General features: G+C 41.6%; 17 protein-coding genes, 2 tRNA genes and 1 pseudogene. 12 read left to right on the top strand and 8 right to left on the bottom strand.

The genetic code is table 11. The features are described 5' to 3' along the window. Positions 1-67 precede the first annotated feature (67 nt). The 3 genes from ade (at position 68) to ACZOVS_RS04285 (ending at position 3,413) form a co-directional block, all read left to right on the top strand. The gene (gene ade / locus ACZOVS_RS04295) at positions 68-1,705 is read left to right on the top strand and encodes an adenine deaminase (RefSeq protein WP_483995991.1); all 1,638 of its coding nucleotides are present in this window, start codon (positions 68-70) and stop codon (positions 1,703-1,705) included. Positions 1,706-1,953: 248 nt separating this feature from the next. Next, complete coding sequence (locus tag ACZOVS_RS04290; RefSeq protein WP_483995990.1) at positions 1,954-2,874, top strand: helix-turn-helix domain-containing protein; 921 nt, start codon at positions 1,954-1,956, stop codon at positions 2,872-2,874. A 155-nt stretch (positions 2,875-3,029) separates the two neighbouring features. Continuing rightward, positions 3,030-3,413 carry a YraN family protein gene (locus ACZOVS_RS04285; RefSeq protein WP_483995989.1) on the top strand — a complete coding sequence of 128 codons (384 nt, stop codon included), beginning with the start codon at positions 3,030-3,032 and terminating at the stop codon, positions 3,411-3,413. A 379-nt stretch (positions 3,414-3,792) separates the two neighbouring features. Here the strand turns inward: ACZOVS_RS04285 and ACZOVS_RS04280 are convergent, their stop codons facing one another. Next, a complete protein-coding gene (locus tag ACZOVS_RS04280; protein WP_483996064.1) occupies positions 3,793-4,230 on the bottom strand; it encodes a flavin reductase family protein in 438 nt (145 codons plus the stop codon). 274 nt (positions 4,231-4,504) lie between these two features. Here ACZOVS_RS04280 and ACZOVS_RS04275 point away from each other — a divergent pair, with 274 nt between their 5' ends. The 5 genes from ACZOVS_RS04275 (at position 4,505) to mobV (ending at position 9,491) form a co-directional block, all read left to right on the top strand. After that, positions 4,505-5,701 (top strand): site-specific integrase, encoded by a 1,197-nt coding sequence (locus ACZOVS_RS04275; RefSeq protein WP_483996063.1) that lies wholly within the window; start codon positions 4,505-4,507, stop codon positions 5,699-5,701. 4 nt (positions 5,702-5,705) lie between these two features. Beyond that, the gene (locus ACZOVS_RS04270) at positions 5,706-6,071 is read left to right on the top strand and encodes a hypothetical protein (protein WP_483995988.1); all 366 of its coding nucleotides are present in this window, start codon (positions 5,706-5,708) and stop codon (positions 6,069-6,071) included. A gap of 272 nt (positions 6,072-6,343) precedes the next feature. Then, positions 6,344-7,537 (top strand): primase-helicase family protein, encoded by a 1,194-nt coding sequence (locus tag ACZOVS_RS04265; protein ID WP_483995987.1) that lies wholly within the window; start codon positions 6,344-6,346, stop codon positions 7,535-7,537. Between the two features lie 12 nt (positions 7,538-7,549). Then, positions 7,550-7,957 carry a hypothetical protein gene (locus ACZOVS_RS04260; protein ID WP_483995986.1) on the top strand — a complete coding sequence of 136 codons (408 nt, stop codon included), beginning with the start codon at positions 7,550-7,552 and terminating at the stop codon, positions 7,955-7,957. A 163-nt stretch (positions 7,958-8,120) separates the two neighbouring features. Further along, positions 8,121-9,491: a MobV family relaxase gene (mobV, locus tag ACZOVS_RS04255; RefSeq protein ID WP_483995985.1), complete on the top strand. Its 1,371-nt coding sequence runs from the start codon at positions 8,121-8,123 to the stop codon at positions 9,489-9,491. Between the two features lie 120 nt (positions 9,492-9,611). Here the strand turns inward: mobV and ACZOVS_RS04250 are convergent, their stop codons facing one another. The 7 genes and pseudogenes from ACZOVS_RS04250 to ACZOVS_RS04220 all read right to left on the bottom strand — a co-directional run bounded on the left by ACZOVS_RS04250 (position 9,612) and on the right by ACZOVS_RS04220 (position 13,214). Further along, a complete protein-coding gene (locus tag ACZOVS_RS04250; RefSeq protein ID WP_483995984.1) occupies positions 9,612-10,445 on the bottom strand; it encodes an agmatine deiminase family protein in 834 nt (277 codons plus the stop codon). Further along, positions 10,427-11,065 (bottom strand): hypothetical protein, encoded by a 639-nt coding sequence (locus ACZOVS_RS04245; RefSeq protein ID WP_483995983.1) that lies wholly within the window; start codon positions 11,063-11,065, stop codon positions 10,427-10,429. Before ACZOVS_RS04245 ends, ACZOVS_RS04250 begins: the two co-directional genes overlap by 19 nt. After that, the gene (locus ACZOVS_RS04240) at positions 11,062-11,640 is read right to left on the bottom strand and encodes a DUF6642 family protein (RefSeq protein ID WP_483995982.1); all 579 of its coding nucleotides are present in this window, start codon (positions 11,638-11,640) and stop codon (positions 11,062-11,064) included. The genes ACZOVS_RS04245 and ACZOVS_RS04240 overlap by 4 nt, the downstream gene beginning before the upstream one ends. 27 nt (positions 11,641-11,667) lie before the next feature. Then, a pseudogene (locus ACZOVS_RS04235) lies at positions 11,668-11,870 on the bottom strand (helix-turn-helix domain-containing protein). 448 nt (positions 11,871-12,318) lie between these two features. Next, positions 12,319-12,389 (bottom strand) — tRNA-Cys (locus ACZOVS_RS04230). A gap of 9 nt (positions 12,390-12,398) precedes the next feature. Next, positions 12,399-12,472 (bottom strand) — tRNA-Pro (locus tag ACZOVS_RS04225). A 178-nt stretch (positions 12,473-12,650) separates the two neighbouring features. Then, the gene (locus ACZOVS_RS04220) at positions 12,651-13,214 is read right to left on the bottom strand and encodes a manganese efflux pump MntP (RefSeq protein ID WP_483995981.1); all 564 of its coding nucleotides are present in this window, start codon (positions 13,212-13,214) and stop codon (positions 12,651-12,653) included. Between the two features lie 144 nt (positions 13,215-13,358). On the opposite strand from ACZOVS_RS04220, the gene ACZOVS_RS04215 reads away from it, so the two are divergent. From ACZOVS_RS04215 to ACZOVS_RS04200, 4 genes are all read left to right on the top strand, one after another. Then, complete coding sequence (locus ACZOVS_RS04215; RefSeq protein ID WP_483995980.1) at positions 13,359-13,781, top strand: hypothetical protein; 423 nt, start codon at positions 13,359-13,361, stop codon at positions 13,779-13,781. Positions 13,782-13,892: 111 nt separating this feature from the next. Further along, positions 13,893-15,161, top strand: a complete 1,269-nt coding sequence (locus ACZOVS_RS04210) for an efflux RND transporter periplasmic adaptor subunit (protein ID WP_483995979.1) — start codon at positions 13,893-13,895, stop codon at positions 15,159-15,161. Between the two features lie 11 nt (positions 15,162-15,172). Further along, positions 15,173-18,259: an efflux RND transporter permease subunit gene (locus ACZOVS_RS04205; protein ID WP_483995978.1), complete on the top strand. Its 3,087-nt coding sequence runs from the start codon at positions 15,173-15,175 to the stop codon at positions 18,257-18,259. Between the two features lie 6 nt (positions 18,260-18,265). Beyond that, positions 18,266-19,447 (top strand): TolC family protein, encoded by a 1,182-nt coding sequence (locus tag ACZOVS_RS04200; protein WP_483995977.1) that lies wholly within the window; start codon positions 18,266-18,268, stop codon positions 19,445-19,447. The last annotated feature ends 427 nt before the right edge of the window (positions 19,448-19,874 follow it).

Below are 19,874 nucleotides of genomic sequence, written 5' to 3'. Positions count from 1 at the left end.
TTTGCTGTTGTTATTAATATCTATTAAACAAAAATTGTATCTTTGTCATGCTAAAATCAGTTTTATTATGGATGCTAATGTTTTGGAATTAAAGGGACAGATTGTTGATGTTGTAAATGATAGAATTTTCTCCGGTGCCATATATATACATGACGGACAGATTGTCGATGTAAAGGAAGAACAACATGATGAGAAACAGCTTATCATGCCGGGTCTTGTGGATGCCCATATTCATATCGAAAGTTCCATGCTTGTGCCTTCGGAATATGCTAAAATCGATGTAGTCAATGGAGGTGTGGCTGCTGTATGCGACCCCCATGAGATAGCTAATGTTCTTGGCATGGAAGGTGTTAAGTATATGATAGAAGATGGCAAATCGTCACCGTATAAATTCTTTTTTGGTGCCCCGAGTTGTGTTCCGGCTACTCCTTTTGAGACTTCCGGTGCAGTACTCGGCATTGAGGAAATACGTGCTCTACTGCAGTCGGACGATATTTACTTTCTTGGTGAGATGATGAACTTCCCTGCCGTAATTAATGATGATGATGAAGTCTGTGCCAAGATAAAGGCAGCTCTCGAGAAAGGTAAGCCCGTAGATGGTCATGCTCCAGGCTTGAGAGGCACGGATTTGACTCATTATTGTAATGCCGGTATAACAACAGACCATGAGTGTTATACCAAGGACGAGGCTCTCGAAAAACTGAATCATGGCATGAAAATATTAATACGTGAAGGTAGCGCGGCACATAATTTCGATGACCTTATACCTATTATGAATATTGCTCCCGAGAATCTGATGTTTTGTGCTGACGACAAACACCCTGATGAACTCGTGGAGGGTCATATTAACCTGATGGTGAAACGTGCCATAGCCTTAGGATACAATATATTGGATGTAATAAAATCTGCAACGCTTAATCCTGTGCGTCATTATCGTCTCCCCGTAGGGTTGCTGCAAAAAAATGACCCGGCAGATTTTATCATAGTGGATAACTTCAATGATTTCAATGTTTTGCAGACTTATATTAATGGCATCCTTGTCGCTGAGAACGGCAAAACACTCTTGTCGTCTTCCAAACCGTATTGTATCAATAATTTTAACATCGACAGCTTTTCTCCTCAGGATTTCAAGGTGGAGTATCACGGAAAAAACATACGTGTTATTGATATCGTTAAAAATCAGATTGTTACTAATAGTTTTGTAGCTGTTCCAAAAGTTGTTGACGGCAATATTGTCAGTGATGTGGAACATGACATACTGAAGATAGCTGTTGTCAACAGATATTCAAAAGCCAAACCTGCAGTGGCATTCGTTCATAATTTTGGCTTGAAAAAAGGCGCCTTGGCATCGAGTGTGGCACATGACAGTCATAACATAGTCGTCGTTGGATGTACCGATGAGGACATTGCCGCTGCTGTCAATACTGTCATAAATTCCAAAGGTGGCATTGTGGCATATTCTAACGACGATACGGTGGAAATTCAACTGCCTGTGGCCGGAATCATGAGTGCAGACAACGGTTTTGATGTGGCAGCCAAATATCGTAAGATAAATGAGAAAGCCAAAGAACTCGGTTGTGATATCAACGCCCCGTTTATGACATTGTCCTTTATGGCTTTGCTTGTAATACCTCAGTTGAAATTGAGTGACAAAGGCTTGTTCGACAGTTCTGCCATGCGTTTCGTGAGTATTGATGCCGAATGATTGATTTAACGCAACCAATTGGCAATAAATATTTTGTATTGAAAACAGAACTATCTGCTTTTATGAAATAATTGTCGGTATCAAAATGTCTCGGTGCAATCCCGGGTACTTCTTTATTGTCTTTCATTTCTTAAAAACTTTTGCCGGACATTGATGATAATGTATATACATTATGGAATAAACAACCATTTTTACGTATTTACACTTTATATGGTCATAGAAAAAATTTTTTTACATATTTTTGCATCATGATGAAGAATAATAACGGAATAATAGAATTAAACAGCATAGATGCCTATAATACATTATACGGGTTGGAAACGTTACATCCTCTCGTTGCTGTCATAGACCTTAAAAAAGCCGCTAATGTCGTGAATCATGTCAAGATGCATTATGGCATATATGCACTGTATTTAAAACAAGGTGTCAACTGTACCTTAAAATATGGCAGACGCAACTATGATTACCAAGAAGGTAGTATAGTCAGTTTTGCACCTGGACAATTGATAGGCTACGACAGCGATATCGATGAAATAAAACCGGATGTCTTAGGCGTATTGTTTCACCCGGATTTGATTTATGGCACCTCATTGGGAAGAAAAATAGACAATTATACTTTTTTCTCATACGAACAAAATGAGGCATTACATCTTTCTCTTCAGGAAAGATGTATAATAATCGACTGCTTCGACAAAATACAACAAGAGTTGGAACACCCTATTGACAAACACAGCCGCGAACTGTTGTGTGTCAACATTGAATTATTGTTAGAATATTGCATGCGCTTTTATGACAGACAGTTCATCACAAGGGAAAAAATCAACAATGATATTTTACAACAATTCGAACAAGAGCTGAACAGTTATTTCAAAGATGATACAATACTACACAACGGATTCCCAACAGTAAGATACTTCGCTGAAAAATGCTGTTTATCACCGGGTTATTTTGGCGACCTCGTAAAAAAAGAAACAGGAAAAACAGCACAGGAGTACATTCAAAATAAAATCATCAATATATCTAAAGAACGTATCATAGGAAGCAACCAAAACATAAGCGAGATAGCATATACTCTTGGTTTTCAGTATCCTCAACATTTTAGCAGATTGTTTAAACGTCAAGTCGGCTGTACACCGCTTGAATACAGACGACAATATGACCTTGACTGAGGAAAAATAAGATTAAAAATAAAAAAATTAACATATCCCTTAAAGATGTAAGGATTTAAACAAAAAATTTTTTACATCTTCTTATTTATCATCATCTGTTAACAATTCCTTATATCATATCATGGATGAATGATTAGTTTTGCATACCAATATTTATGAAAATGACATCAACCACCGATACCGGAAACTCAGGCGAAAACATAGCCAAAGAATTTTTAATAAAGAAAAATTACAAAATATTGAACTCTAAATGGATTTCAAACCATAAAGAGATCGATATCATAGCAATAGACAAAGATGTTTTGGTCATTATCGAAGTAAAGACCCGACACAGCAATTGTCTTATTGAACCGGAAGTTTCAGTAAACCGTACCAAACAACGTAATCTCGTTTATGCCGCCGAGAATTATGTCAATAGATTCGACATAAACATGGAGGTGCGTTTCGATATTATCTCTATAATAATAAATGATAACGGAGAACATATCATCAATCACATAGAAGATGCGTTTTATCCAACACAAATACGGAACAAATGATTTTACAATCCTTTAAAAGCCAAAAAAATAATGCAATCCAAATAAAATACAAAAATCATAGTATAATCAATGAGAATGTGTCATTTTATCTAAATCTGCCAATCATTACAAGCATTTATTTTGCACATGAAAACAAATACAAGTAAGCATATCAATAGATAGAAATGAGCTAACTATCAAATTTCATAAATTAAATACACAATTGATGTTTCCCTCTCAAGATAATGAAGAAGATTCTCGCTTAAGGCGTAGAATCAACACATTCACAAGATAAGAAATTCTTTTTCTTACTATGAAAACCCAAACAAATTATCATAAAGCAGTTACACAGAAATGTGCAATTACCAACTTGGAATAGAAGATTTGTTTTAAAAAGTAATTATTTTTTCCAAGCACCAATAACCTCACCTATATAAATTGTGTGAATACCGGCATCGAAATCAGCATACCATTCCTTAGGAATACTGCTACGAAAATCGTTTTCATTCTGGTGCCACGATGTCATTATCTCACACTCTATAACTAATTTAGCCTCCATGTAATATGGTGTGCCTTTTTCAGTATAAGTTTTATGAAGTCCTATCGCAGCAGCCTTGTCTCCATCCCTGCCACTGTTACTGCCCATATATTTCCAAACTTCCGGATCTTCAAACTCCATAATCGTAAATCGTGGATGATGCTCCATAAACTCCCATGTGTAACGAGCAGGAGCAACATAGACAGTCACAGTTGGGCGATCACTGCCAATATAGTTTCCAATACTGCCCCAGCCAATTGTCATAGCATTGCTCTCAGTGGTGTCTCCCGAGCAAAGGATAAGTTTTTTTGTGAAAAGAATAGGATAAAGAGCAAAAATAAGCGAATTTGAGTATTCTCACTGACGGTCAGAGAGTTTGGCTTTAAGTGGCACAGAACGGCATAAGGTCGGGAAAACGGATTTAGGCAGATTGCAGCAGCAGATGCACTTCCAAACCATTACCCGACACCGAATGCACATTTAACACTAACGGTCTCTATTTCTGCGTTCTGCGTAGGTTTACATTCTGCCTTTACAACTCCCGTAAACTAATTTTGAACCAAACAAAAGTAGGATTATGAGGAGTACTTTCAAGACCGTCTTCTATGTAAACGGAAGCAAGGAGAAAAACGGAATTGTCCCCATCATGGGACGGGTTACAATCAACGGGACTATCGCGCAGTTCAGTTGCAAGCAGCGCATCTCCAAGGATTTGTGGGATGCCAAAGGCAAGAGCCGAGAGGCGGTGGCGGTGAACTATGCGCTTGACAACATCAAGGCGCAGATAACGAAGCACTACCAGCGGCTTTCCGACCGTGAGGCGTTTGTCACGGCTGAAATGGTACGCAACGCCTATCAGGGTATCGGTACGGAGTACGAGACACTGCTCCGTGCCTTTGACAAGGAAAACGAGGCGTTTGCCAAACGGGTGGGAAAAGACCGCTCCAAGCGCACGTATCAAAAGTACCTGACCGTCCGCAAATACGTGGCGGAGTTCATCAAGCGGCAGTACAAGCGGACGGACATGGCGATGAACGAACTGACGGAGGACTTCATCCGTGACTACTGCCTGTACTTGCGCAACGAAGTGGGGCTGGCGCAATCGTCCGTGTGGATATACTCCATACCGCTGAAACACATCGTAACCACGGCGCACTACAACGGCAAGATACCGAGAAACCCGTTTGCGATGTACCACGTTGACCCCGACCACAAGGAGCGTGGCTTTCTCACGGAGGACGAGATGCGGGCATTGGGCGCAATCAAACTGGACAATCCCAACTTCGCATTGGCGAGGGATTTGTTCCTGTTCGGGTGCTGGACTGGCATTTCGTTCACGGACATAAAGAATTTGACCACCGACAATATCGTGGAAATAAACGGTGCATCTTGGATTGTGTCGAAACGCCAAAAGACGGGTGTGCCGTTCCAAATCAAGCTGATGGACATCCCGATGCAGATAATCAAGCGTTACGAGCCGTTCAGAAGAGACAAGCGGCTTTTCAATATCGGCTCGCTTGACATGGTGAACAAGCGTATCAAGGCTGTGGCGAAGAAATGCGGGATAGAAAAGCCGGTTTCATTCCATCTAAGCCGCCATTCATTCGCTGTTTTGGCATTGAATTACGGTATGCCGATAGAGAGCGTAAGCAAGATTTTGGGACATACGAACATAACCACCACGCAAATTTACGCGAAGGTGACCAACGCTAAACTTGAAAACGACATATCCGCCTTTGAGAACAAGGTAAGCGGACGTTTCGCCATATAAGCCTATGGAACGGACAACAATCATGATGGACGAGTATGGCAGGGTTGCCGTGCCGTCCGATGCCGCCAATTTGTGGATGAACGAAATGGAATTGGTAACGCTGTTCGGTGCAATTGCCCCGACACTCCGTGCCGCCATCCGAGCCGTGTACAAAAGCGGAGTGTTGAAGCCTTGCGAGACGGAAAGGCGCATCAAAATGTCCAACGGCTATTATGCGGACGTGTATGCCCTGCCGATGGTCGTGGCACTTGCTTTCCGTATCAACACGTCCGATGCCGCATGGGTGCGTAATGCCCTTTTAGAAAGGATGTACTTGCGAAAAGAAAGGCAAGTCCTGTGGTTGTCGTTAAGCAACAGGACATCGTGTTAATGTTAGAGAGATTGTCGTGCGTCAGCACAACAGTTCAGGTACACAACATCATCAGCCCGAAGAAGTGCGATTTTGCTTCTTCGGGCTTTTTCTTTTCGCCTTTTAATGGCTGGCATTACCCGTTCCGCCACATTTTCTTGTTTATCGGTTTCTTTTGCGCCGTTTCGCATAGTTTTACTTATCAATGTTTTAGCCGTCCTGCCGTAGCTTTGCAACCATGTTTAATCCACTTGCCGACAAGGTGTCGGCGGCACTAAAACCAAGTAAAGCCAATGACTGAAAAAGAAGAATTCATCCGAGTAGGCACAACGCTCTACAAGATTGTGAACCAGCCCCGCATTGACGGCGGCTATGTGAGGAAGCGCATCGCATGGAACTCTGAGACCTTGCGGCAGGACTACGGCAAGGATTATATGGCTGGCATCCCAAAGTATGACGGCTTCTGTACCGTACCCGACCATGTGGGATACAAGCCCGTAGTCGGCAAGTTCCTCAACCTCTACGAGCCGATAAACCATGTTCCCGTGCAGGGCGACTTCCCCTGCATCCGCTCGTTGGTGGAACACATCTTCGGCGAACAGTACGAGTTGGGCATGGACTATTTGCAGTTGCTCTACCTTTACCCCGTCCAGAAGCTGCCCATCCTGTTGCTCGTGTCCGAAGAGAGGAACACGGGCAAGAGTACGTTCCTGAATTTCCTGAAAGCTATCTTCCAAAACAACGTGACGTTCAACACCAACGAGGACTTCCGCAGCCAGTTCAATTCCGATTGGGCGGGCAAGCTGCTCATCATGGTGGATGAAGTGTTGCTCAACCGCCGTGAGGACAGCGAAAGGCTGAAGAACCTCAGCACCACGCTTTCCTACAAGGTGGAGGCGAAAGGCAAGGACCGTGACGAGATAGGCTTCTTCGCCAAGTTCGTGCTTTGCTCCAACAACGAGCACCTGCCCGTCATCATTGACGCCGGGGAGACACGCTATTGGGTGCGGAAGATTATGCCGCTCAAAAGCGATGATACTAACTTCCTGCAAAAGCTGAAAGCCGAAATCCCAGCTTTCCAGCATTTCCTTGCTGGTCGTAAGCTCTCCACCGAAAAGGAGAGCCGCATGTGGTTCAACCCGAAGCGGCTGGAGACGGATGCCCTGCGGAAGATTATCCGAAGCAACCGCAATCGTTTGGAGATAGAGATGGCGGAACTGCTGCTTGACATCATGGCAAGCACAGGTGTCAGTTCTGTTTCTTTTTGCCTCAATGACATCATCCCGTTGCTCGTCTGCTCGCAAGTCAAGGTGGAGAAGTCGCAGGTTCGGAAAGTGGTGCAGGAATGCTGGAAGCTGGCTCCTGCATCCAACTCGCTTTCCTACACGACCTACCAATACGACTACAACCGTGAATGCCGTTACTCACCCGTCAGGAGGATTGGACGCTATTACACGGTAAGCAAGGAACAGTTGGAAACACTCTGATATTTTGATGAAATGATGAAAGTATATATAAACATAAAGAATGACAGCGGTTTACATCCTCATCGAACCCTCAACAAAAGGATTTGGCTGATGAAAAGAGAAAGCGGATGCAGCCCCACACATCATTTTTCTTTTGGCGAGCGGTTTGATGAAACGCCGATGAAAGGATATTGCAATGTATGTCAATGTGTTAGGATGTCCAATCATCAATTCATCGGATTTTCACTCCTCAACAAGTCCGTAGGGAAAGCAATAGAGGTGAACACTGCCATCCGCAGGCTGGTCGGACGGACTTCCGGTCTGCCGACCGACAAGGAAAAGCCTACATCGTGGCAAAAAGAAAAAGGCAACCAATGTCCGCCGACATCACCGCCGACACCACCGCAGGCTTTTGGGGGACAAAAAGCCATAGCTCATTAGGGCGTTTTCTTCACGCACCACTGACGCTAATGCTAAAAACGCCCCAATGAGCCAGCGGGATTGCACCCCTCTGGACACCCCCGCTTGCCCCGTGCGGCTATGACCGCAGGCAGGCGGACACCGACAAACAAGTTTGCATAACCTCTAAAAACAAGAAATGAACATGGGATATATCAGCATCCAAATCAACAAGGCGAAAGGGTCGGCTGACACGGGCGCATCCGACCACATAGAACGCAAGACCACACCCAAGAACGCAGACCCGACACGCACCCATCTCAACCGTGAGCTGGTGCAATTCCCCGACGGCGTGGCAGACCGCACCGGAGCGATAAGCCACCGCATCCGCACGGCGGGCATCAGGCGGAAGATAACGCCCGACCAAGTACGGGCAATCCGCATCGTGCTTTCGGGTACGCATGAGGACATGATTAAAATGCAGGACGAGGGAAGGCTTGGCGAATGGTGCGATGACAACCTGCAATGGTTGCACCGCACATTCGGCAAGGAGAACACCGTATCGGCGGTGCTGCACATGGACGAACATACGCCGCACATCCACGCAACGGTCGTGCCGATAGTGACGGGCGAGCGCAGAAAAGCAAGGAAAAAGCAAGCAGAAGGCAAGCGCACTTACCGCAAGAAAGCCAACGCCGTGCGCCTATGCGCCGATGACCTCCTGACCCGTGAAAGGCTTGTCGCCTACCATGACAGCTATGCCGCAGCAATGGCGAAATACGGCTTGCAGCGTGGTGTCCGTGGCTCGGACGCACGGCACACCACTACAGCCCAATACTACCGTGACATGAAACGGCAGACGGGAGAGCTTGAAGCCAACGTGAGGCAGTTGCAGACCGAACAGAAACAGGCGGAACAACAGCTTGACGAAGTACGGAAAGAAATCAGGTCGGAGAAGCTGGAAGCCGCCAAGACCGAGGCGAAAGCGGCACTCATGGCAAAGGTCGGTTCTCTTATGGGCAGCGGAAAGCTGAAAGAACTGGAAGCCGACAACCGCACCCTGCAAGGCGAGGTTGCCGCCCGTGACGAAAGCATAGAACTGTTGCAGCAACAGATTGAGAGGCAGCGGGAGGAACACCAATGGCAACTGATGGAACTGCAAGCTAAGTACCGCCGGAAGATGTCGTACAAGGAAGCGGAGCACCAAAAGGAAGTGTCATTCCTGAAATCCATCATCCAGAAAGCCAAGAAATGGTTTCCTCTGTTCCAAGAGCTGGTGTACATGGAGAAGTTCTGCCTGAAAGTCGGCTTCAACGAGCGGCAGACCGCCACGCTTATCAGCGGCAAGCCGCTATTCTACGAGGGCGAACTCTATTCGGAGGAACACAAGCGGAAGTTCAAGACCGAAAGGGCGGGATTCCAAGTGGTGAAAGACCCGAAAGACAGGTCTAAACTTGCACTTGCCATCAACGGGCAACCGATTGGCGAATGGTTCAAGGAGCAGTTTGACAGGCTGTTTTCGTCCATCAGAAGGACTGTTGAGCCGCTCAGGAGAGGCAAGGGCATAGGATTATAAACAATGATAATAGGAGGATAGCAAGTTTGTGTTTTGGTATGCCTAAAACAGACTTACGATCCTTCCGTTGGTCGATTTCCTATTTTTTAGAGATTGTCATTGAATGTATGTTCGATGAATTTATGAGGGTTGTTTTATGTTCCATGAGATACAGTTGAGACCCCCTCCATGACTGATTATATTTGAGATATCAACTGGTTCGATACGACCTTGATAGTCTGGAAATGCCGCCTCAATTTGCTGTAAAGCCTGTTCATCTTCCTTTATATTGAATACAGGCACTATGATAACATTCTTTGTCTGAAGAAAATTGATGTATGCCCAAGAATGTCCCCTGTTCCGTGGGCGAGTGGAGTATTTCATGACTATGACATCAAAGTCCCGTTCCAACTCTTTGAGAAACTTGTTCGCAAAGTAGCGGGACATTTCGTAAGCAGTCAGTAATACTGTATTTCCGTTAACCCAACGGACAATGCCATCTGCATGACCGTATGTTTCTGATTTATCCCATGGCAGAAAGACAATGCTACATTCAAACAACTGTTCAAGTATGGCAATTACCTTGTTACGCGGGATGTTTTTGTTCTCACAAAACACCTTTTCAGTCATTATCACTTTGTCGGGGCACTTGATAATGTTACCGCCATCTATTATCAAATTTGTTTTGACGGTCGGAGTGTTCAGGTCATGCAAAACGGCTGTCGGGTCGGTTATATACCTCCTATCTTTCTCGTTCTGCAAATAGTCAGGAGCATAAGCGTATTGTACAAATTTGGTTTCATTAACTTGTATGGGCATATAGTCCCTGCACCAATAATCTTTGGTATGGCGCAGGAAGCCATATTTAATCCCATACTTGTCCAATAACTTGCAGATATTATTTATGGGCACAGGAAAGTCCTTCAATGCCCATTCCGAGAAATACACAATATCAGTCAATCGGTCGGTAACCATATATCTTCATTGAGTTTAAAGCTCCATTGCCGTTTGTCTTTTTCTGTTGTTTTCTTGCCGTCTTTTATAATATACACTCCTTTTCTCGCATTTTGCAAAAGATTAGATTGTGGGAAGTGTTCATCATCGACCCATACGATACCGGGCTTGCCGTTTAGCGAGAAGCCGTTAAGATAATATTTCAAATATAGAACTCGTTCATCACAAAACATTCCTTTAGAAGTCAGGCGGAGAAACTCTTTTTGCTCAACATCATATATCGAATATTCACGAATCAGTGCCGAAGCCCTGTATTCTTGTTCTTCATTCTCAAAAGTGATGTCATATCCAGAGCTGTGCATGTAAATCGACATAAGCGGCAAATAAGGTTCCTCGTAAGGTCCTTCTATTTCTTTTTTTGTATGATTCCTGTGATACATGATTGGGTCTTTGATTGCATCCGGTTTGTCGCTCTCATCATGGTAGTAAAATTCAATGGTACGAATGTATACTCTATACGCATCATTCACCTTAATATAGCCTCCATATATGAAATGAGGTGCCAATTTCTCAAATGCCGCTGTCAATTTCTCTTCAGAAGAATGACGCTTGAAGTTTGACAGATGTTCAAATAAAGTCATATTCTGGTAAATTTAAGTTCTTCTAATAGAGATTTGTAAGTCTTACAAAATTTACTGGTATCATTGAGAATAACGCCTACATTCTTGATGTGCATAAGCTCATTGAAATATGCCATATCCGCTATTGCCGACCTCATTGCATCAACAGATGAACTGTAACCTGTCACTAATTTTGCCCCTGTTTGCTTTTTAAATTCTAACGCAACTTTTTCGTTAGTCAATGTCCGACATGAACTGAAATGAACAATCTTACTGGAGAAAAAATTTTTGTTCATGGCAGCAAGTTCCATCAAATCAATCCCATCATTCTCTCCTTCAAATGATATAGTATGATTCCTTCCATGACATGCAAAATAAATGATATCATATTTATCGAATTTGGCGAATTTACGTTTGGTAGTAAAATAGTCCATATAATATTGTAAATCTTCTCTATACAAAATGTGTCTATGTATTATATCACATTTGTAGAAATTTCTCAAACAATCCAAAAGCAACTTGGTTTCAAGATTGAACTGATTACCCTTGTGGCTGTTATATAACCATTCCGTTTCAAAACAAATTATATTATGCATAGTTTATTCAATAAAGGCATTCATTTATTACTTTATATCAAGTTTGTTGGGAATAAGAAGCTCACGTACATCTATTTTCAAGATGTCTGCAATCCGATACAGTACAGGAATAGGAGGTTGCACCTTATTAGTGGCATACAGATTGACCATGTTGAAAGTTTTCCAAGCCTATTTGCCAGTTCTGTTTGACCAATGCCTTTAGACTCCAATGCCTCTTTTATTCGGTTCATATTCGCATTCTTTTGTCTGACAGGCACAAAGTTACAAAATTTTATTTGGTACATTGCTCGTTTTTCAAAAGAAAGTACTAATTTTGTAAACAAACTAAGAGTTGTTTGACAGAAACATACCGCAAGTCGCAGAATTTGTGACCGTTGCCAAGTCATTACCTAGTTCTATGAGAAAAGCTCATAAGTAGCTTATTTCTAATATATTCCTATTTTAATATCGGATTTTTCTGGAAAAAAGTGAATCCGTTATCAGCAAAGTCTTTCTGTACATCGAAGGATTTAAATTCAGTGTTCATAGGCATTTCTTTACAGCCAGTCAATGTGGTTATTATCATGATGGCTAATTAATAGTTTTTTCATTATTTTAATTTTTACAAGATCGGAAAATAATATTACAACAAAAAAAGTCAATCAAATGATCAACAATTGATTGACTACCATATTTTTGAGGTACCAGACGGATTCGAACCGCCGTAAAAGGTTTTGCAGACCTCTGCCTAGCCCCTCGGCCATGGTACCTTGACATTGTCGGGATGACAAGATTCGAACTTGCGGCCTCTTCGTCCCGAACGAAGCGCGCTACCGGGCTGCGCTACATCCCGAACCGATATTTTGGTCTGCAAAGATACTATTTTTTTCTAAAAGACAAATATTTTTTTGTTTTTTCATTAAAATATCATCTTTTATAATCTTAAAACAACAAATGAAAATAATAAATCTCGACTATCAACAATAACAAAACACACTTACGATTATTTCTAATATCAACATGTAAAAACATTAAAAAGCTATTATTTCAAGATGTTCAAGAAGTATCTTGGTCCCTATCAATATAAGTATCACTCCGCCAATTATCTCAGCAACTTTGCTGTATCTGGCCCCGAAAACATTGCCAATCCTTACACCGACGAAAGAAAAAATAAACGTCGTTATACCTATAAGCAACACTGACTTCCATATATTTACCTTTAAAAAAGCAAACGAGATTCCAACAGCAAGAGCATCTATGCTGGTAGCAATGGCAAGCAAAGGCATGGTTTTTATTCCTGAAGCCTTTTCCTCTCTGTCATCGCCGACAAAAGCTTCACGAATCATGTTGGAACCCAACAACAACAAAAGTATAAACGCAATCCAATGGTCAATACTCCTGATAAAATGTTCAAATTGTACTCCGAAAAAATAACCTATCAACGGCATCAAGGCTTGAAAAAATCCAAACCACAATCCACATGATAACGCAGTCCTCAATGAAAATTTCCTCGCAGCCAACCCTTTGCATATAGAAACAGAAAAAGCATCCATGGAAAGAGCTATGCTTATACAAATCAACGACAGTAAATCCATGTCTTATAGTTTCGTGCTGCAAAAGTAACCATTATTCTTTTACACATTGCAACCTGATTGCAATATTGTTCAAATATAGAAAAATAATGAGTTTTATCTTTGCATAAAATGAAAAATATCATACCTTTGCACAAAATCGACGTGATGAGAAGTTTTGTTTCAAAAATTTGTCTTTTATTGGCATGCACAGTTTTGTTGGCTCATGCCATAATACCTCATCACTGCCATAACTACAAAGAGATTTGTCTTTTGATATCATCTGAAAATCAATGTTGTCATCATTATAAACACAACTGTAACGACATACCTTGCAACTGTGCCGACAATCACTCCTCTCATTCAGGATTATGTGTTGTAGATGACTTCTTCTTCCCAAAAGACAATGTCGAACTTGATTTCCATTTAGACTTGGATATTCCCGATTTCTGTTGTTGCATCCCGACTTCTATCAATGATATTGTTTCATGTGACAACGGAAATAAATTTCAATATCGACAATGGTGTTTCTTCTATGATGAAACTGTTGTCGTGGATATGTTCGGGATGCGAGCCCCTCCTGTCTGCTGACTTATTGCACCATTCTAATTTATTATATGCACAATCCTTGGATTAATAATCCTTGTGTTATTTGTGCATTCTCAATTCCAATAATAAGTATTTAATAATCAAAGAAAAAATATGATTAAAAAATTTTTTGTAATTACAGCTATAGTCATCAGTTTGATTTCCTGCGGAAGTCATTCCCATGATAACCATGATGAACACAATCACAGTCATGCCAATACCGAAGACCACAACCACCAGCATGATACAAATCATGAACATCAACACGATGCCGATTGTGAACACGAACATCTATCTTATGATGATAACCACAGCCATGATGTTATAAATAATGAAGAACTTGAAAGCAACATGGTCATTTTCACAAGTGAACAGAAAAGCAAAATAAATTTTGAAGTGACAAAAGCTGTCATTGAGCCTGTATATCAGATAATAAGAACTTCAGCCCAAATATTGCCGACACAAGACAACGAGATAAGAATAACGGCTGCCACCAATGGTGTGGTAGAATTAAGCGATATGAGTTTGGTCGAAGGTAGCGATATAAAAAAAGGACAGATGATTTTTTCTATTGACAACAACAACATGGCTGAAGGCAGCTTAGAAGTACGTAAACAGGAAATCATGGCTGAATATGAACGTGCCAAAGCCGATTATGAAAGAAAGAAAGAATTGGCAGACGAACGTATAGTATCGCAAAAAGACCTTCAGGAAGCATTGGCATCTTATATCAAGGCTGAGAAAGAATACCGTAATATGTCGGAAAACTTCCCTGATGGCAAACAAGTAACCAAATCGCCATTGACAGGTTATGTTAAAAACATTGCCATAAAAAACGGCGATTATGTCGAAGCAGGACAACTTATCATGACAGTGGCGGACAACAGTAAAGTGTATATAAAAGCCGACCTGCAACCAAAATATTATTCTGTGTTGAAAGACATCGTATCAGCCAACATCAAAAATATCAACGATGACAAGGTTTATAGTCTTGAAGACCTTTCCGGAAGGCTACTTTCATACGGAAAATCCACAGGTACAGGCAATCCTCTTATCCCGGTTACTTTTGAAATAGAAAATAACGGCACTTTTATTCCAGGTGCCTTTGTTGATCTTTATATAAAAACAGTAGGAGATGAAGAAGGTGTGATGGTGCCTAACAGCGCAATAGTGGAAGAGATGGGCAGTCACTTCGTCTTCGTACAGACAGGACACGACCTTTATGAAAAAAGACCTGTTGTAAGGGGTGTCACTGATGCAGAAAAGACACAGATTATCAGAGGAGTGGATAACGGAGAGACAATAGTTACCAAGGGAGCAATCTTTATCAAGTTAGCACAAGGGTCCGGTAAACTCGACCCACATGCAGGTCATGTTCATTAAAAGGAGGGATCATGTTAAACAAGATAATAAAATTTTCGCTTGAGAACAAGTTACTCGTCCTTGTTGGAGCCTTGTTATTGGTTGTGGGAGGATATATCTCGTCTCGACAGATGGACATAGATGTCTTTCCCGACGTCACCGCACCAACCGTCGTCGTCATGACTGACGCCCACCGCATGGCAGCAGAAGAAGTAGAAAGATTAGTGACATTTCCCATAGAAACAGCCATGAACGGAGCCACCGATGTCCGCAGAGTGCGTTCCTCTTCCATGATGGGTTATTCTTTCGTATGGATAGAATTCGATTGGGGCATGGACGTATTCAAGGCTCGTCAGATTGTAAGTGAGAAGATGGTCAACTTAGCAGAGACTTTGCCTGAAGGCGTCACTCCGGTGTTGGCGCCGCAATCTTCAGTGATGGGTGAAATATTATTTGTCGGATTACAGGCAGACAGCACCTCGATGATGGAATTGCGCACCTTGGCGGAATGGGTGGTGAAGCCTTCTATTCTTGCTACAGGAGGTGTGTCGCAGGTGACTATCATAGGAGGAGATCTGAAACAATATCAGATACTCGTTGACCCTGTAAAAATGAATGTTTACGGCGTAACGATGGCTGACATAGAAGCTGTAGGCAAGTCGTTGAGCATAAATTCTGTCGGTGGAGTGGTACGCGACTTCGGCAATGAATATGCATTGCGTGGCATGGCAAGAACCAACGATCTTGATGAACTGGGTTCAACATATATCAAAACAACAGACGGAATGCCTGTCGTATTGTCCGACGTCGCCGAAGTGGTGGTCGGCAGCGCAATAAAAATGGGATACGCTTCGCATAATGCTGAAGATGCCGTCATATTGTCAATATCAAAACAACCTAATATCAACACTTTGGAGGTGACAAGAAACATAGAACACAATCTTGCCGAGATACAGAAGTCCCTCCCACCCGATGTCAAAATGGACACCCGCATATTTCGTCAGGCTGATTTCATAGAAGCTTCGGTAAGCAACGTGGCTCGTGCCCTGATAGAAGGTGCCATATTCGTGATAATAATATTGTTTCTGTTCCTCGGCAGTTTCCGTACAACTGTCATCTCAGTCATAGCAATACCTCTGTCTCTGCTCGGTACATTGATAGTGCTTCATATCTTGGGAATGAATATCAACACCATGACATTGGGAGGTATGTGCATAGCTATTGGTTCTTTGGTCGATGATGCTATCATAGACGTGGAAAATGTTTATAAACGACTGAGACAGAATTATTTAAAACCAAGAGATGAACGAGACAGTGTCTTCAATGTAGTGTTTCACGGCTCAAGCGAGATAAGAACATCCATCATCAACGCTACTTTGATAACTATTGTGGCGTTCACACCTATGTTCTTCCTCGTTGGTATGGAAGGCAGAATGCTTAAACCATTGGGAATAAGTTACATCATAGCTTTGCTTATGTCATTGGTAGTGGCAATGACAATAACACCTCTTATGTGCAAGATGATGTTGTCCAATGACAAATATTTAGAGCGTCAGAAAAAGGAAAGTTGGGTAACACGCAATTTGCTGAAAGCTTACAATAAATCTTTGGAATGGGCATTAAACCACAAAAAAGGGATACTTTTCACCACTTTTACGGCATTTGTCATAACCTTATGTCTTTTTTTCACCATGGGACAGAGTTTCTTGCCTGATTTCAACGAAGGCTCGTTGACGATAGCGGCAGTCAGTAAACCCGGCATCTCGGTACATGAAAGTCATGAACTTGGTAAAATCATTGAACGTGAGTTACTCGCGATACCGGAGGTCAACAGTACAGCACGCCGAACAGGACGAGGAGAGTTAGATGAACATTCCCAATCGACAAACGGTGCTGAGATAGATGTCAACTATACTCTTGGAGAGCGTTCACAAGAGGAATTTCTTGCAGAAGTAAGAGAACGTCTTGCCTCTGTACCGGGCATCGCCTCTACTGTAGGGCAACCTCTCGGCCACCGCATAGACCACATGCTGACAGGTACCAGAGCTGCCATAGCCATCAAAATCTTCGGCACAGACCTCAGCCGGCTTTTCATCACTGCCAACGAGGTGAAAAATGAAATATCAGACATAGAAGGTCTTGTAGATGTCAGCGTGGAACAACAGACGGAAACACCTGAATTACAAATAAGAGCCAATCGCAACATGCTGGCACGCTATGGCATCAGCATGGAAGAGTTCAACAGTTTCATCGAATTGGCGTTTGCAGGAGAAAAACTGTCCGAGATATATGAAGGACAACGTAGTTTCGACCTTGTATTACGTCTCGCACCTCAATATACCGAAAGCATAGAAGCCGTAAAATCAGCTTTGATAAGTACAGGTGACGGCGGTGTGGTACCACTTGAAGAAATTGCAGAAATAGTTTCAGTAGGCGGACCTAATGCCATCAGTAGAGAGAACGTACAACGCAAGATAGTGGTATCTGCCAACGTGTCTGGCCGTGATGTCATGAGTGTTGTGAATGATATAAAAGAAAGGGTAAATGACAACATCAAACTCGAAGAGGGATACCGTATCGAATACGGAGGACAGTTCCAAAGTGCCAAAGACGCTTCTCGTGTATTGGCAGGAATGTCCATAATAGCACTGTTCATTGTATTCATGCTTCTTTACGGTGAGTTCAAAGATGTGACACTGTCGGCAATAACATTGCTGAATCTGCCTCTTGCTCTTATAGGCGGAGTCCTCGCCATTTATTTCTCGTCAAAAGTGATAAGCATACCTTCTATAATAGGTTTCATCACCCTGTTCGGCATTGCCACACGTAACGGAATATTGCTTATATCTCGTTATCAGACCATAGAACATCACGGTGGCACATTAAGGTCTTCCATAATAGAGGGCTCCAAAGACCGTCTGCCCCCGATATTAATGACAGCTTTAACATCGGCATTGGCACTTATTCCATTGGTGTTGAATGGTGACAAATCTGGCAATGAGATACAAAGCCCAATGGCTGTCGTCGTACTCGGCGGCTTGTTGACTTCGACATTACTTAACATCTATGTCATACCGGTAGTATATGAAATGGTACATAAAAAGAATATGAAAAACTGAAAAACCATGAAGAAATATAGTTTTGTTTTAGTATTATTATTGGCTGTCAATATCTTGTATGCACAAAATGCATATCAATCGGTATTAGACCAAATAGAAACAAACAGCACAGTGCTGTCATCCGTGACAAAACAGTATGATGCAATGAAAGCTGCCAATAATGCAAGGTCTTTCGTCGAAAATCCGGAGTTGGAAGGTGCATATAAATGGGGTGTAGGAGAAGCAGGCAATGGTATGGAATTGAATCTCGTGCAAGAAATAGAGTTTCCTACAGTTTATAGTAATAAAAAGAAAATCAGAAAGATAAATAATACTATCATAGATGCTGAACTCGAAATGCAACATTATGAAATCATGTATCAGGTGCAACAGTTATGTCTCGATCTTATCTATAACAAAAAGATGCTCGACTTCTATCAACAATGTCTTGATAACGCTGAAAACATTGCTGACGGCTTCAATAAAAGTCTTGAAGCGGGCGAAGTTAACGTATTGGATTATAACAAAGCTCAAATCAATCTGATGAATTGCAAGACGGCATTGTCTCAAACACGTATAGAGAGAAAATATATTCTCGGAGAATTGAAAACACTTAATGGTGGCAAAGACATTAGTTTCACCTATGAAGATTATGACAATGTAGTATTACCCTCTGATTTCGGACAATGGTACAGTACGGTGCAAGCCAATAATCCGTCTTTTGTTTATCTTCGATTAAACAATGAAGCTGATAAACAGAACGTTAAATTATGTCGTTCTGAATGGATACCAAAATTCAAAGTCGGCTATGCCTACGAAAATGAAGACGGCAACAGCTTCAATGGCGTAGTGGTTGGTTTATCTTTGCCTTTCTGGCATAACAAAAAGACTGTACAACAGGCAAAAACACAGGCAGAAGCATCGGAAAGCATGATAATAAACAATAACAACAGCATGTATAACAGTCTGTTTACGTTATATCAACAAGCTGTCATGCTGCAGGAAAATCTGCAAAACATATCCTACATAGTGAAACAGTATGATAGTCAAGAACTGTTGAAAAAATCTTTTGATGCAGGTGAGATGAGTTTGGTAGAATACCTCCTTGAGGTGGAATATTATCAAAACGCAATGAAAGAATATTTTGCAACAGAATATGATTATCAAAAGACTATGATAAATTTAAAATCGCATCTGTTCAACTTTTAATCAATAAATGATTGATTTATCACAGCGTGTCAGATTCAAAATATCGGCACGCTGTTTTTTTGATATTCATTATCACAAATGATTGAATTAAATAATTATTACATATTGATCGATTAACATCATAAAACCAGTGATTTTCCGGATATATCAAAAACAATATCAGACACCGGCAATCTAAAACATGCCTGCTTTTATGCAAAGATTTCATATCCATAAAAGATGAAAGAGATTAGAAACATACAGACTTTTTGAAGTTTCAAAAAATATATATACCTATTACACAAATATTTACAAAATTATATGTACAGACTTTTTTGAGAATATTAATGTTTAAAATATACTATTTTGCTGTAAAGATACATTTCGATTATTTCAATATAAACAAAATGAAAGAGATTGAGGATGTACTGACTTTTTGAGGCATCTA

The sequence above is a fragment of the Candidatus Limimorpha avicola genome, from assembly GCF_056978975.1.
Note: the sequence above shows the minus strand (reverse complement) of the source record. Positions and strands in the feature narration are given on the sequence as shown.